Genomic DNA, 14,057 nt, shown 5'->3' with positions numbered 1-14,057 from the left:
GAAGACGCCTCCTTTACAAATAGATGGATTGGGATGTGTAGGAGTTTAGTGCGAACGTTTGCATGAAAAAATAAGAAGAGATCATTTTTGTAAATGTGACAGGATAACTAATGTTATTATAAATAATAATATTCTGATAGTAAATAATATTATGTTTTGTGTTTGATCGTGCGGGATATATAAAAATTGGCCGGGAGAGGACAGGTGATTTGTCCTCCCGGCCAAAGGGATTTGGGTGACATTATCTTTCAACAAGAAGATCCCAATTTGGTTCATCGGAAGAAGATTGATTGTAGATAAGCGAGTTGGCCGATTCTTGTTTCTTTTCGTGGCCCATCGACAGAATCTCTTCGTCTGAGGCGTCCCATGCTGGTCGCGGTTCTCGGTTCATGATTCTCACCTTCTTTCTTGATGGATGCCGACGGTTATCAGTAAGGAGTTCCATCCCACTGTAAGGAGTTGATTCGCTCCAAACAGGTACGAAAACGTTTATAGCCATTGGTGTCACCATATGGTTCAGACAGAGGATGGAACAGAGGAAAAGGATTCACTTGCTGAATGATCACCGTCGGTCTTACTTTGGTCATTTTTTTAATATGGATGGATGATTTCTTCCTCATGCGAGAGGGATTAAAAAGCTGGTTCAGTGCACATGGTTTTGTTAAACTGTAATTGGATGGTTCTGAAAATAAAGAATAATTAGGTTCGTGTTTGGGTTTCCCGCTTCAAGCTCCTGACTAAACAGATGAGGAGAGATGGTTTGGTGAATCAAAAGAGCGTCCGGTCCGGGCTTTTGTGTATCGGTGGAGCCCACTTGGACCGCAAGGCGATGAGTCAAACCACCGTCAGATTGGGCTCTTCCAATCCGGCGGTAACGATTGAAACATGTGGCGGCGTGGCCCGCAATGTGGCAGAAGCGGTGGCGAGGTTGGGAGGGCGCGTTTCTTTGTTTTCCCGTGTAGGCCGAGATCGCATCGGCGAAAGGGTGATAATGAGTACAAAACGGGCGGGGGTGAATGTCCAGTATGTGGACATTAGTCCTACAGCCCGGACGGGGACTTATACGGCGCTAATCGATGCCAATGGAGAATTGGTCGTCTCGTTCGCCGACACGATGATATATGAAGAAATGACCGTGGCTTGGATTGAGCCGCATTTGCCGTTGTTCGCTTCGGCCGCTTTGGTGTTCCTTGACACGAATCTTCCTGAACAGACGCTTCAGTATGTGATCGGACGATGTCGGCGAGAACAGATTCCGGTGTGTGTCAATTTGGTTTCCGCTGCCAAAGCTCCCAAAGCAAAAGCACATTTGGAAGGGTTAGAGATGCTCTTTTGCAACCTTGAAGAAGCGGAAGCATTGACTGGCAAGCCCATTGGTTCTCCGGCAGAAGCGGAAACGGCGGCCAACTCTTTGCTGGAAAGTGGCGTAAAGCAGGTATTTCTCACATTGGGCGGACAGGGGGTCATCTGCGCGTCGGCGACGGAATTGTTGCGGTGGCCTGCGACGGCTGCCGCAGTGGTGGATGCGACTGGGGCCGGGGATGCCTTTGTGGCTGGCGTACTGGTTCAATGGATGCGGGGGACAGTAGGTGCAGAAGCGGTTCGATTTGGATTGGCTATGGCGCAACTCGCGGTGCAAACCGTCGATAATGTGGCTTGCGATTTGAGTTTTGAACGGATTCAGCAGCAGTTAAGAGGGGAGAGCGCATGAAAGAAGAGATGTGGCACCTGTCTGCGGAAGTAAAACGGGCACTGGATGAAGGCAAGCCCGTCGTCGCTTTGGAAAGCACCATCATTTCCCATGGCATGCCTTATCCGCACAACTTGTCCACGGCCCAGGAAGTGGAACGGATTATACGCGAGCAAGGTGCTGTTCCGGCGACGATCGCTATTTTTAACCATAAGGTGAGAATAGGATTGGATGACGAAGAACTGGCGTTTTTGGCCACGCGCAAACAGGTGGAAAAAGTGAGCCGCCGCGACCTTCCCTATGTGCTGGCGATGGGAAAGGTTGGCGCGACCACGGTGGCGGCGACCATGATCTGTGCGGCGACGGTCGGCATTCGCGTCTTTGCCACCGGCGGGATCGGCGGAGTGCATCGGGAAGGGGAACAGACGATGGATATTTCCGCTGATTTGACCGAACTGGCGCGCACCCGGGTAGCTGTGGTCAGCGCCGGTGTCAAGTCGATTTTGGATATTGGGCGAACGTTGGAGGTATTGGAAACAAATGGTGTTCCGGTCATCGGCTATCAAACAGACGCCTTTCCTTCCTTTTATGCTCGCGATAGTGGATACGGCGTGGATTGCCGTGTCGACGCGCCTGAGGATGTCGCCCAAATCATGCGCGCCAAATGGAGGTTGGGATTGGATGGGGGATTAGTGGTCGCCAATCCGGTGCCGTCGGAAGCTGCTTTAGATTTTGATGAGATGGAAGCGATCATTTGCAGAGCACTCAAGGAAGCGAAGCAGGAAGGAATCACTGGAAAGCGGATCACCCCTTTTTTGTTGGATCGGATCAAAGCGTTGTCGGGAGGAGAAAGCTTGGCGGCCAATGTCGCGCTGGTGAAACACAATGCCCGAGTCGCCGCACAGGTCGCGGTGGCTTATCATGCGTTGATCAATGAATAAGTGCAAGGAGAGCCCGCTTCAGGCCTATCGTGCCGGAAGGGGGCTTGTTTACTTTCGGAGTCGGATTAAGGGAGACACGAATTGACCACAATGTGGGGTAAGGAGGTGATGGCATGCGCAGGCAGTTTTGGGGCGCATTTCTTTTTGGTGTCGGTGTGACGGGGATGCTGGACGGCATCATTTTTCATCAGCTGTTGCAGTGGCACAGTATGGTTATGTATCATGCCAAACCCGACCAAGTAGTGAGTGATGGTTGGTTCCATTTGGCCATCACATTGGTGTGGTTTGTAGCCACGGTGTTGATTTCACGAAGTGACCCGCTCATAATGCTAAGGGAAAGACGGCGCTTTTGGGGATTTTTTTTGCTGGGCGGGGGATTGTTTAATTTGCTGGAAGGGATCATCAACCATCATTTGTTGGGTGTACATCATGTGCATGAGTATGTGCCCAACCCGCTTGGCTACGATTTGTTATTTGACACAGTGGCGCTGGTGATGATTGGCTGGGGTTGGTTGCTGGTACGCAAGGGAGCAGAGAGATAAAAGCCAACTCCTGCTGATCCAATACGGCCAAGGTTGAGTTGCCTATCGGTTTTCTCCACCGTGTTGCCCTATGGTTTCATCTACATTGATGCACAGATTATAGATTGTACGAGATGGATAATCTCCGCCTGGGACGGGGTAAGCTAACCTCATCAGCCTTTATGATAGGAGGAAATTACTGTGGAGAATAAGAAGCAACAGAATGAGCCGGCACAAGAAGATACGGAGTTTGCAGAAGAGGTTGGATTTGAAGACAAACAACAAAACGTCTCTGCTGCCATTTATGAAGCGCATAGTCAAATCGGCGAATCGAAAGTGAAGCGACAAGGTGAATAATCGCGTACCATCGGCCCCCAAAGGGGCTTTTTTGATGGAAAGGTTTTCACTGATAAGCGGCGGAAAAAAGAGGAATATCACACCTGTGGCATGCGGATACTGAGATTATCATTTGGAATGCGAGAGGTCGGGTGAAATGGAAAAAGTCGGAGTAGCGTTGAGTGGCGGCGGCATCACCAGTTGTGCTCATGTCGGGGTGTTGAAAGCGTTGGAGGAGCATGGCATCCAAATTCATGCCTTGGCCGGGACGAGTTCGGGGGCGATGGTTGCAGCTTTGTATGGTTACGGATTGTCGGTGGATGAACTGACAGCCTTCGTGCCTGCCTTTACGCGCGATGTGCTCGACGTAGATTACAAATCGCTTATATTCAAACTGTTGCGTGGCGACTTTTCCCTCCCGGGTCTGTTTAAAGGGGAACGGCTTCACCAATTGATCGCCCACAAAACGAATCACGCGCATATGCGGGAGATGCGATTGCCAGTTGCCCTGGTGGCAGCCGATTTAAAATCAGGCAAAAAGGTGATCTTCACCTCTCACACCATGCGGCCACCTTGCCCTGATTCAGAAGTGGTGACGGACATTCCCATTGCTGTAGCTGTCCAGGCCAGTTGCTCCATCCCTTTGCTGTTTAAGCCAGTCGAATACGGCAACCGGGTGTTTATTGATGGAGGCGTGATTGACAACTGTCCGGTCTCAGCCTTGCATGCGATGGGAGCAGAGCGGGTTATCGCGATCAATATGGTCTCGGCCGCAGCGGTTGACACCCCTTTCCCGTCCTGCATATCGGTATTGAAGCGGGCAGTGAGCATCGGGTTGGCCCATCAAATCAAGCATGTGACCGGGCAAGCGGATCTGGTGTTGCAACCAGAAGCTAACGCTGTGGGCATGTTTGATTTTGACAAGGCGTTTCACTGTCTGCAATTGGGTTATGAGCATGCTTTGCGGCAAATGGGCCAGATCAAGCAGATATTGCAACCGCGCCTAGTGGACGATCCAGTGTGAAGAAAAGGCCTAACGGCTGCCAAGTGGCAGTGGAAGAGACTTGATTTCTGGTGCAATTACGTGAACGATTTGTTACATCACATCACAATGCGTTTCTCTCGTAAGTAGGCAGGGAAAGCGTACCATGGAGATAAAATGCGCAAGCTTGAAAGGGGACCCAAGATGGACCGACACGCGTTATCGATTGATCCAGCCGTTGTTGAACATCTCGGCGCAATGATTATGGCAGGGAACATGGACCAGCACCACCGCTTGTTGGGAGAAGGATTGAGCGGCAAGGTGTATGAATTTGAACAGTATGCGGTCAAAGTGTTCAAGACCGATCCCAGCGAGAAGGGGGATGCGGTGTTATTGGCTGAGCTACAAGAGCATCCCGCTTTTCCCACGCTCTACTATAAAGAGGATCAGTTTATGATTGTGGACAAGGTGAGTGGATATACATTGGGACAAGCCCTGAAAGCGGGCGAAAAATTGACCGAGCGGCAGTTTAGCCAGATTGAAGCAGCGATTGAACGGTGTTACGGCCAAGGGATCATAGCAGATGACTTGCACTTGAATAACATCATGATCGATCAGGATGGGCAAGTCAAAATCGTGGATGTGGGCCGTTTCTTCCACACCGATCACCCCGCCGCTCACAAAGGGGAATTGGCTGAAGACTTGGAAGCTCTAAAATATCACTGTGGATTGTTTGGATTTTTCTCATCATCGAATTGGAAACGGAAGCGCCGATACTATTCTTCTTCCGACTATCGTCGTCACCGACATCATCACAGCTACTCATCCTCACATCGTCGCCATTACTCTTCCTCCGACTGGCATATTCGGCGCCGCAAACGGTATTCGTCCTAAGTTTGTGCTCCCACAAGGGGGCTTTTTTTATTGAGTGAGGAATTATTGTAAGTTAAAATGTTTGTTTAACGGCACGTTGTCCAAGGTGCCGAAAAAGAGAGAATAGGGTGGTTTAGTTGAGTGGGAGCAGAGTTCAGGCTGGCCGGAACGAGGATATTCTCAGACGGGAATTGACAGGCCGGCAATTGATGATGATCGGGTTGGGAAGCGCTATCGGCACGGGTTTGTTCATGGGATCGAGTTTGTCGATTCATTATGCGGGGCCGGCAGTGATTCTCAGCTATCTGGGCACCGCGTTGATCGTGGTGATGATGGTTTATTGTCTGGCGAACATGTCCATGGTTCACCCCACCGCAGGTTCGTTCGGAGTTCACGCTGAGCTGGTGTTGGGGCCATGGTTTGGCTATCTTGTTCGATATACGTATTGGGCAGCCAACGCCATCACCATCGGCGGGGAAGCTACCGCCGTAGGCCTTTATATGAAGATGTGGTTTCCTGGCGTGCCGACATGGATTTGGGTTGTAGTCTTTGCACTTATCATATTCATGGTCAACGCCATGTCTGTGAAAAGCTTCGGCTTGTTCGAATATTGGTTTTCCACTATTAAGGTGTTGGCGATCATTGGCTTTATCATTCTCGGGGGCAGTCTCATTTTGGGCGACCCGACACAGAGCTTGAGCCATTTGCGGGCACAGGGAGGCTTTATGCCTCATGGATGGTCCGGAGTCTGGATGGGGATCGTGATGGCTACGTTCAGTTTCATGGGAACGGAGATTGTGGCCGTAACTGCGGGTGAGGCCAAACATCCCAAACAAGTGTTGAAGCAATCGATGAAATGGATGGTCATTCGCCTCATTCTCTTCTATGTTTTGGCAATGGCGGTGATGTTGGCAGTGGTGCCATGGAATCAAGTGGGAGGGGATGCGGTCGATCAGAGTCCGTTTGTCAAGGTGCTCGCCCTTTTGGAGATTCCGTATGCGGCGGGGATAATGAATTTCATCATCCTGACGGCAGCGTTGTCCACCATGAACGCCAATCTTTACGCTTGTTCGCGTATGATGTTTTCCTTAGCGCAAAGCGGCTTTGCGCCGCGCGCATGGGGGAAGGTCACTAAGCGAGGGGTTCCCCTGCAAGCGTTGCTCGTCTCTTCGTTTGGTTTGGGAATTGCGGTGTTACTCAATATGCTGACGCCAACCGCGTACAGCACGATGTTTGGTATTTCGATTTTTGGTGGCATTTTCACGTGGCTCATCATCTTTGTAACTTATTTTTGCTACCGGCGGCAGGCGGAAGACAAGCTGTCATTGATCTCTTTGTTTGGGGCGGGCGCGCTGGTGTCCATCTTGCTGACCATGTTGTTAGATGAGATGTGGATGTACGCGATTATCACCGGTTTGGTGTGGGTGACTTTGTTGAGTGTAGCCTATGGATTGATGAACATCAGAAAAAGGAAACAGGAACAAGCGCCTTCTTAAAGGAGGCGCTTGTTTGTATGTTTCGGGGTTGGCTAGAGTGTGTCTGAAACCTTCTGCATCGCACTTATGTAGATGCTAGCCTTCTTGTCAGCTCAAGGACATGAACTCTTCCACGGTATGGGAAATTTCGCGCACCAAAGCGTCCAGAAGTGCTTTGCCCTTTGTCGAGGTGGCCCGGGAAGGGAATCCGATTGTTCCCGTTGGGGTAAACGCCTTCATCCCTACTACTTCTAATAACGGTCGCCGAGGCCTATCCACGTCGATCAATTTGTCCGTTTTGACCACGCCGTCGGCAAACAAGTGCATAAGTAGGGATGTTTCTGCCTCGCCAGCGTGCATGTCTTGGCTCAGGCTGACAGAGATGCCTGCCTGTTGGTAAGAGCGCTCCCAATGTAAGCGCGTGGGGGCTAGCATGACCCGATGACCGTGCGCATTCAATTCCTGCGCGATATTGTGGAGGAGGGCATTGCCGCCGTGTCCATTGACTATCACGCAGCGCGGGATACCGGACTGTTCCAGTGAGTGAATGACATCCTGCACAATCGCGGTGATGGTGGTCACCCGCAGGGAAACCGAGCCGGGAAACCCGCTGTGTTCAAATGAGGCTGAATAAGGGAGGGCTGGTACCACATAAGCGGGGGCGAACCGTTCCGCCAACCGTTGTGCAACGATGGCGGCGATAATCGTATCGGTGTGAATCGGTAGATGGGTGCCGTGCTGTTCTGTGGAACCGATTGGAAAAAAAGCCAGCTCCATATTGACACATTCATCCCAAGAAGGGAACGGATTCATATGATCACCTGCGCTCTCACAAGATTTGTACTTGCATTGTATCACACTCGGGAAAAGCAGGTGGCTGTAGGTGTAAGCCTTTTCTTTCGTCCTGCCATCGTTGCCTGTTGCCGTATAGGAAGAGAATTTGTCACGGAATTGAGATATTGACATCTCCTATCAGGAACTATACATTTGATTTAAACGCATGTTTAGTAATAATGTGTCATAAGCCGCATTGAAACGGCATTCCAATCACATTCCTCAACTTCACGGGAGGGCTGGCCGGACTCTTGTCTGTGCAGAGTACTTGTTGTGCATCAGGGTTTCGTATGCACAAACAAAGCATTTGGAGTATGTTATGTGAAATTTATCACATGTGACTGGGCGTAACTGTAAAATAAACCCCTTTTATGACAAGATCTGGTTTTACCATTGGAACTGCTGTGGCAAACTGTTTACCAACGAAGGATGAGAAGAGAAAAGAGGTTTATCCAATGAAATCTTCATTCAATGATACGTTTTTGCGGGCTTGCCGCAAGGAACCGACCCCGTATGTTCCGGTCTGGTATATGAGGCAGGCGGGGCGTTATCAGCCGGAGTATCGGAAAATCAGGGAGAAATACAGCTTTTTTGAAATGAATTACATACCTGAAGTGTGCGCGGAAGTAACGAAGTTGCCCGTTGATCAATTGGGCGTGGATGCAGCCATTTTGTTTGCTGACATTGTCACCCCGTTGAAACCGATTGGTGTTGATGTTGAGATCCGATCCGGTATCGGTCCGGTCATTGCCAATCCGATTCGCAACACAGCCGACGTTCGCCGCTTGGGAGAATTGGATCCGGTTTCAGACATTCCTTTTATCACGGATGCTGTGAAAATCCTGGCCAATGAGCTTAACGTCCCCCTGATCGGATTTGCGGGAGCGCCGTTTACCCTGGCCAGTTACATGATTGAAGGCGGCCCATCAAAGAACTATTACAAAACGAAAGCGATGATGTTCACCGCGCCAGAGACATGGGCGTTGCTGATGGAGAAGTTGGCCGATATGACCATCACATACCTGCGTGCGCAAATTGCGGCAGGAGCCAAAGCGGTTCAGGTATTTGACTCCTGGGTCGGGGCTGTGAGCGAAGCCGACTACCGCGAATTCATTTTCCCGACGATGCACCGGATATTCTCCAGCCTCAAAGATACTGGCGTGCCGCTTATCTACTTTGGCGTGGGCACCGGTCATTTGTTGCGAGTGTTTAATGAGTTGCCGGTAGATGTGCTTGGCTTGGACTGGCGCGTCACCATCACTCAGGCGCGAACCGAATACGGAGTGGACAAGGCACTGCAAGGGAATCTGGAGCCGGCCTTGCTTTTGGCTCCATGGGAGACACTGGAGAAAAAGGCCAAACAAGTGTTGGACGAAGGCACGGAACAGCCCGGTTACATCTTTAACCTGGGGCATGGCATCTTCCCGCAATGCAGTGTGGAAACGATGCAGAAATTGACGGCATTGGTGCACAGCTATTCACGCAAAAACGGGGAGATGATCGTGTGAAACGGAAAAAAATCGGAGTGCTCCTGATGGCTTATGGCACACCGCGGAGCAAGTCGGAGATTGAACCGTACTATACGCATATCCGCAGGGGAAAAAAGCCACCTCAAGCCTTGTTGGATGAACTGACTGAGCGGTATGAAGCGGTTGGCGAGATCAATCAATTCGCCAAAATCACTGAAGCGCAAGTGGAGAAAGTCGTCGCTGATCTAAACCAGCGTTTTCCGGAAGTGGAGTTTCACGGTTATCTGGGTCTGAAACACATTTCTCCGTTTATTGAAGAGGCGGTGGAGCAGATGGCCCACGACGGGATTGAAGAAGCCATCAGCTTGGTGTTGGCGCCGCATTATTCCACCTACAGTGTGAAAAGCTACAACAGTCGGGCCGCAGACAAGGCAGAAGCGCTTGGAATCAAGCTTCATAGCATTGACAGTTGGCATGATGATCCCGCATACGTGGAGTACTGGGCAGATCAGTTGCGGGAGCTGTTCGCTTCGATGCCGGCAGAAGAAAAAGAACGTTCTGTGGTGATTTTTTCGGCACATAGTTTGCCGGAGAAAATCTTGGCCCTGGGTGATCCATATCCCCGCCAATTGCAGGAAACGGCGAAATTGATCGCTGAGCGGGTGGACATCCCTCACTACCGGATGGGGTGGCAAAGCGCGGGACGTACACCAGAGCCTTGGCTGGGCCCTGATGTGCAGGATTTGACACGCGAGTTGCACGACAAGGAAGGCTTTACTTCCTTCATCTATTGTCCTATCGGATTTGTGGCCGAGCACCTTGAAGTGTTGTATGACAATGACATTGAGTGCAAAGCGGTGACTGACGAGTTGGGAGCGAACTATTACCGGCCGCCGATGCCTAACGCCCGACCGGAATTCATCGCTTGTTTGAGCGGAATTTTGAGCAAGGAACTCATTCGCAAAGGAGCCATCTGAGAAGCCATGAGTCGACCAAAGCATCATGTCGCCATCGTGGGGGGCGGCATCACCGGCTTAACCGTTGCTTATTACTTGCATCGGGAAATAGAAGCTAAGCGGCTGCCAATGAAATTTACGCTGATTGAGTCTAGTTCCCGATTAGGTGGGAAAATTGACACCTTAAGGCGTGACGGCTATGTCATCGAAAAAGGCCCGGACTCCTTTTTGGAGCGGAAACGCCACGCCACCCAGCTGGTCATGGATCTAGGATTGGAAGACGAATTGGTCAACAATGAAACGGGACAGGCTTTTATCTATCATGAACGCGATTTGCACCCCATTCCTGAAGGATCTGTCATGGGGATGCCAACGAAGATCGAGCCATTTCTGCAATCGGGCTTATTGTCCGTGTCAGGCAAGGCGCGGGCCTTGGAAGATTTGCTTCTGCCCCCGGAAGAGATGGCCGGTGACCTGTCTGTCGGCGACTTTTTCCGCCGGCGTTTCGGTGATGAGATGGTGGACCGGGTAATTGAACCTTTGATCTCCGGCGTGTACGGAAATCCGATCGACCATCTCAGTTTGTTGGCTACTTTTCCGCAGTATCATCGGCTCCTGATGGAGCACGGGAGCCTGATTAAAGCGATGCGCAACACCCGTCCGCCCCGCACCTCCAAAAGAAAAAAGGGCATGTTTCAAACGCTCCGGAGCGGGCTTGGTACGCTTGTCGAACGAATTGAGGCCTCCCTGCCGGCTGCTTGTGTGCGAAAGAACACGGAAATCATCCACTTCACTAAGCTGGATGAGGGATATCGGTTGGCATTGAGCGATGGGGGTACCATCGAGGCCAGCCACGTGGTGTTCACTACACCACATCCGGTAACGCGGCGCCTGTTGCGCCCTTATCTTGACTTGCCACCGATTGACATGTCTGAACCTACCTCGGTGGCCACTGTTGCGCTCGCTTTTCCCAAAGAACAAGTGCGCGTCTCTGTTCAAGGCACCGGCTTTATCGTGCCCCGTCAGGCGGACTTGTCCATTACGGCCTGCACTTGGCTTCACCAAAAATGGCCCCATACCACGCCGGAAGGGAAAGCCTTGCTCCGCTGTTTTGTCGGCCGGCCCCAAACCGACGAGATCGTCCAGCGCTCCGATGAGGAAATCATCCAAACGGTGCTTGCTGATTTGCGTCGGATTCGGGCGATGGATATCAGCGGGGAACCGGAGTTTACATTTGTCCACCGCTTTACGGCGTCCCGGCCCCCGTATGAAGTGGGACACCCGTATTGGGTGGAGCGCACCATGAGCCAAGTGCGAGAAGTGTTGCCCAATGTCTTGCTGTCTGGTTCTTTCTACAGAGGCGTCGGCTTGCCGGATTGCATTCAGCAAGGAAAAGAGGTTGTAGCTGAGCTCGTCGATGGTATCGTCCCATCGGAAGCGACTGACTGTCAGACATTTATTTCGCTATATTAGATCGGCAGGGAAAGCTTTTGCTTTGCGCTGGCTTTGCCGAAAGAAAGCCTCCTCTTTAAGCGGATCAAAAAACCCCCGCATCCCAATTGTTTTGGGATACGGGGGTTCTTTATGCCCGCCGCGCAAAGTCGACAAAGCGAAATTTGTCGGGGCGGTGGCGGGATTCGGAATACTGGAACAAGGTGTTATCCTCCAAGTGCACATAGTTGCGCACGACGGCGATCATGGGGTATTCCTTGTGATCGAGCCAGGCTTGGTCTTCTTCTGTAATGCTCTCAATGGTGATAAATTTTTTGGCGAAGCTGATGCCCACCGTCAGCGTTTGATCCAGGTATTCATAGATGGAGTCTTCGCAAATCTCCACGGTAAGCGGTGGGATAAAGCTTCGAAAATAGTCTTTGTCGAGGATGATTTTCTCCCCATCGATCTCGCGCACCCGAATCACTTCCCAGACCTCTTCGGTGCGAGAAATGTTTAATTGCGTGGCGATATAAGGGGACGGCCTGCCCCGTTTGAGTGAAATCACTTTGGTTGTTGCTTTTTTCCGCATCCGTTTAGTCAGTTCTTTAAAGCTGACCAGTCCGGAAACGGGGAAATTAAATTTGTTGACATGTAGGACAAAAGAGCCTTTGCCTTTGATTTTATGGATATATCCATGTTGCGAGAGGAGGTGTAGGGCCTTGCGCACCGTTTCCCGCGAGGTGCTGTACTGCACGGCCAACTCGTTTTCTGACGGGAGTTTGCTGTCGGGCGGCAAGGAGCCCTGTTCGATTTGATTGACCAAATCATGATAGATTGAAAGATAAATGTTATCCAACACAGGCTCTTCCTCTCAATTGGCAGTGAGTCGATAAACAATTGATTCATATGGTCGCAAAGGCAATTGTTCACCAAAGGCGGCGGAATCTGGATAGTTGGAGAGCAGAATTTCTCTCTTCCATCCTTGGACAGAAGCGAGCACCTTCTCCGGCACGGTGTAAGAATGGGCTCGCCCGCCGAACAGATTGACCACGAACAGCTTTTCATTATCACCATGGCGCAAGTACGCGTAGACTTCAGGATGGTCGATGTCGACGCATTCATATGTGCCGGTGGTGACAATGTCCAATTCTTTGCGCAAACGAATCAATTTCTTGTAATGATAAAAGATCGAATCGGGGTCTGCAAGCGCCTGTTCGGCATTGATTTCCTGGTAGTTGGGGGCGACCTTGATCCATGGTGTCCCTGTCGTGAAACCAGCATGTTCCGTCGCGTTCCATTGCATGGGCGTGCGGGAATTGTCTCGTGATTTCTGGCGAATGATTTTTAACACTTCCGCTTCGGAATAGCCCCGCTCCCGCAGAATGGAAACCATGTTGTGTGTTTCCACATCGCGATAATCTGTGAAAGAAGTGAAATCAGGATTCGTCATTCCCAATTCCTCCCCCTGGTAGATGAAGGGGGTACCTTGCATCAGATGGAGTGCGGTAGCCAACATTTTGGCTGAGGTTACACGATGGGTTTGATCATCGCCATAACGAGAGACGATACGCGGTTGATCATGGTTACACCAGAACAGGGCGTTCCAACCGCCGCCTTTGGCCATGCTCGTTTGCCAATCCGCTAAAATCCGCTTCAAAGCGAGAAAGTCCATCTCACCAACCGCCCATTTCTCACCACCCGGATAATCTACTTTCAAGTGATGGAAGTTGAAAGTCATATTTAGTTCGCCGTTGTCCGGATGGGTATAACGGATGCAATGGGGGATGGATGTGGAAGACATTTCCCCCACAGTCATCATGTCGTAGTGGGTAAACACTTCCCGGTTCATCTCCGCGAGATACTCGTGAATCCGGGGCCCATCAGTGTAAAAGCGGCGCCCATCACCTGGGGGGACAGAGCCGTCGTCATCCGGGAAACGTTGATCTTTGGACAACAGGTTGATGACGTCAAGCCGAAAGCCGTCCACGCCTTTGTCCAACCACCATTTCATCATTTTGTGGATGCGGCGGCGCAACTCCGGGTTTTCCCAATTGAGGTCAGCCTGCGTCACATCAAACAGGTGCAAATAATATTGCCCAGTTGCATGGTCAAGCTCCCAAGCGGAGCCCCCAAATTTGGATTGCCAATTGTTGGGTTGGTCGCGCCAGATGTAGAAGTCCCGGTAAGGGTTGTCCAATGAAGCACGAGCCTCTTGGAACCATGGATGTGCAGTGGAAGTGTGGTTAACTACCATGTCCAAGATGATTTTCATATCGCGGGCGTGAGCCTCTGCCAACAATGCTTCAAAATCATCCATGGTTCCCAGATCCTCATGGATCTGATAATAATCGCTGATGTCGTAGCCGTTGTCCCGCAAAGGCGAGCGGTAAATAGGATTCAACCATATCACATCGACGCCAAGGTTTTTCAGATAATCTAGCTTTTCCATGACGCCACGCAGGTCGCCCACACCATCGCCAGTGGAGTCTTTGAAACTGCGGGGGTAAATTTGGTAGACAACGGCTTTACGCCACCATTCGTTCATG

General features: G+C 50.9%; 14 protein-coding genes. 10 read left to right on the top strand and 4 right to left on the bottom strand.

The genetic code is table 11. The features are described from left to right. Window positions 1-241 precede the first annotated feature (241 nt). Window positions 242-391 (bottom strand): hypothetical protein, encoded by a 150-nt coding sequence (locus EDC32_RS16385; RefSeq protein WP_158283338.1) that lies wholly within the window; start codon window positions 389-391, stop codon window positions 242-244. Between the two features lie 372 nt (window positions 392-763). On the opposite strand from EDC32_RS16385, the gene EDC32_RS10705 reads away from it, so the two are divergent. The 7 genes from EDC32_RS10705 (at window position 764) to EDC32_RS10680 (ending at window position 6,839) form a co-directional block, all read left to right on the top strand. Continuing rightward, window positions 764-1,711, top strand: coding sequence for a carbohydrate kinase family protein (locus tag EDC32_RS10705; RefSeq protein WP_158283337.1), 948 nt, complete (start codon window positions 764-766; stop codon window positions 1,709-1,711). Next, window positions 1,708-2,631 (top strand): pseudouridine-5'-phosphate glycosidase, encoded by a 924-nt coding sequence (locus tag EDC32_RS10700; protein ID WP_132222148.1) that lies wholly within the window; start codon window positions 1,708-1,710, stop codon window positions 2,629-2,631. The genes EDC32_RS10705 and EDC32_RS10700 overlap by 4 nt, the downstream gene beginning before the upstream one ends. A 113-nt stretch (window positions 2,632-2,744) precedes the next feature. Continuing rightward, window positions 2,745-3,173, top strand: coding sequence for a DUF2243 domain-containing protein (locus EDC32_RS10695; protein WP_132222146.1), 429 nt, complete (start codon window positions 2,745-2,747; stop codon window positions 3,171-3,173). A gap of 180 nt (window positions 3,174-3,353) precedes the next feature. Beyond that, a complete protein-coding gene (locus EDC32_RS16380) occupies window positions 3,354-3,509 on the top strand; it encodes a hypothetical protein (protein ID WP_158283336.1) in 156 nt (51 codons plus the stop codon). 136 nt (window positions 3,510-3,645) lie between these two features. Then, a complete protein-coding gene (locus EDC32_RS10690; protein WP_132222144.1) occupies window positions 3,646-4,512 on the top strand; it encodes a patatin-like phospholipase family protein in 867 nt (288 codons plus the stop codon). Between the two features lie 162 nt (window positions 4,513-4,674). Further along, entirely contained in the window at window positions 4,675-5,364 is a 690-nt protein-coding gene (locus EDC32_RS10685) for a protein kinase domain-containing protein (RefSeq protein ID WP_158283335.1), read from the top strand. A 116-nt stretch (window positions 5,365-5,480) separates the two neighbouring features. Further along, window positions 5,481-6,839: an amino acid permease gene (locus EDC32_RS10680; RefSeq protein WP_132222140.1), complete on the top strand. Its 1,359-nt coding sequence runs from the start codon at window positions 5,481-5,483 to the stop codon at window positions 6,837-6,839. Between the two features lie 87 nt (window positions 6,840-6,926). Here EDC32_RS10680 and EDC32_RS10675 read toward each other — a convergent pair whose 3' ends face one another. Then, complete coding sequence (locus EDC32_RS10675) at window positions 6,927-7,631, bottom strand: creatininase family protein (protein WP_132222138.1); 705 nt, start codon at window positions 7,629-7,631, stop codon at window positions 6,927-6,929. A gap of 476 nt (window positions 7,632-8,107) precedes the next feature. Here EDC32_RS10675 and hemE point away from each other — a divergent pair, with 476 nt between their 5' ends. Genes hemE through hemY form a run of 3 tightly spaced genes read left to right on the top strand, consistent with a single transcriptional unit; the run spans window position 8,108 to window position 11,550 of the window. Next, a complete protein-coding gene (gene hemE / locus EDC32_RS10670) occupies window positions 8,108-9,160 on the top strand; it encodes a uroporphyrinogen decarboxylase (protein ID WP_132222136.1) in 1,053 nt (350 codons plus the stop codon). Then, window positions 9,157-10,098 carry a ferrochelatase gene (gene hemH, locus EDC32_RS10665; protein ID WP_132222134.1) on the top strand — a complete coding sequence of 314 codons (942 nt, stop codon included), beginning with the start codon at window positions 9,157-9,159 and terminating at the stop codon, window positions 10,096-10,098. Before hemE ends, hemH begins: the two co-directional genes overlap by 4 nt. Window positions 10,099-10,104: 6 nt before the next feature. Beyond that, a complete protein-coding gene (gene hemY / locus EDC32_RS10660; RefSeq protein WP_132222132.1) occupies window positions 10,105-11,550 on the top strand; it encodes a protoporphyrinogen oxidase in 1,446 nt (481 codons plus the stop codon). Window positions 11,551-11,659: 109 nt separating this feature from the next. Here hemY and treR read toward each other — a convergent pair whose 3' ends face one another. Next, complete coding sequence (gene treR / locus EDC32_RS10655) at window positions 11,660-12,370, bottom strand: trehalose operon repressor (protein ID WP_132222131.1); 711 nt, start codon at window positions 12,368-12,370, stop codon at window positions 11,660-11,662. A gap of 12 nt (window positions 12,371-12,382) precedes the next feature. Next, the gene (gene treC / locus EDC32_RS10650; protein WP_132222129.1) at window positions 12,383-14,056 is read right to left on the bottom strand and encodes an alpha,alpha-phosphotrehalase; all 1,674 of its coding nucleotides are present in this window, start codon (window positions 14,054-14,056) and stop codon (window positions 12,383-12,385) included. Window position 14,057 lies beyond the last annotated feature (1 nt).

Source organism: Laceyella sacchari, from assembly GCF_004343255.1.
GTDB lineage: Bacteria > Bacillota > Bacilli > Thermoactinomycetales > Thermoactinomycetaceae > Laceyella > Laceyella sacchari.
This window is presented reverse-complemented; position numbering and strand designations above follow the sequence as displayed.

Bases quoted from the DNA above. Each gene is read 5' to 3' on its own strand.
- EDC32_RS16385 (WP_158283338.1), bottom strand. From the start codon at position 391: ATGAACCGAGAACCGCGACCAGCATGGGACGCCTCAGACGAAGAGATT.
- EDC32_RS10700 (WP_132222148.1), top strand. From the start codon at position 1,708: ATGAAAGAAGAGATGTGGCACCTGTCTGCGGAAGTAAAACGGGCACTG.
- EDC32_RS10695 (WP_132222146.1), top strand. From the start codon at position 2,745: ATGCGCAGGCAGTTTTGGGGCGCATTTCTTTTTGGTGTCGGTGTGACG.
- EDC32_RS10690 (WP_132222144.1), top strand. From the start codon at position 3,646: ATGGAAAAAGTCGGAGTAGCGTTGAGTGGCGGCGGCATCACCAGTTGT.
- EDC32_RS10685 (WP_158283335.1), top strand. From the start codon at position 4,675: ATGGACCGACACGCGTTATCGATTGATCCAGCCGTTGTTGAACATCTC.
- EDC32_RS10675 (WP_132222138.1), bottom strand. From the start codon at position 7,631: ATGAATCCGTTCCCTTCTTGGGATGAATGTGTCAATATGGAGCTGGCT.
- hemE (WP_132222136.1), top strand. From the start codon at position 8,108: ATGAAATCTTCATTCAATGATACGTTTTTGCGGGCTTGCCGCAAGGAA.
- hemY (WP_132222132.1), top strand. From the start codon at position 10,105: ATGAGTCGACCAAAGCATCATGTCGCCATCGTGGGGGGCGGCATCACC.
- treC (WP_132222129.1), bottom strand. From the start codon at position 14,056: ATGAACGAATGGTGGCGTAAAGCCGTTGTCTACCAAATTTACCCCCGC.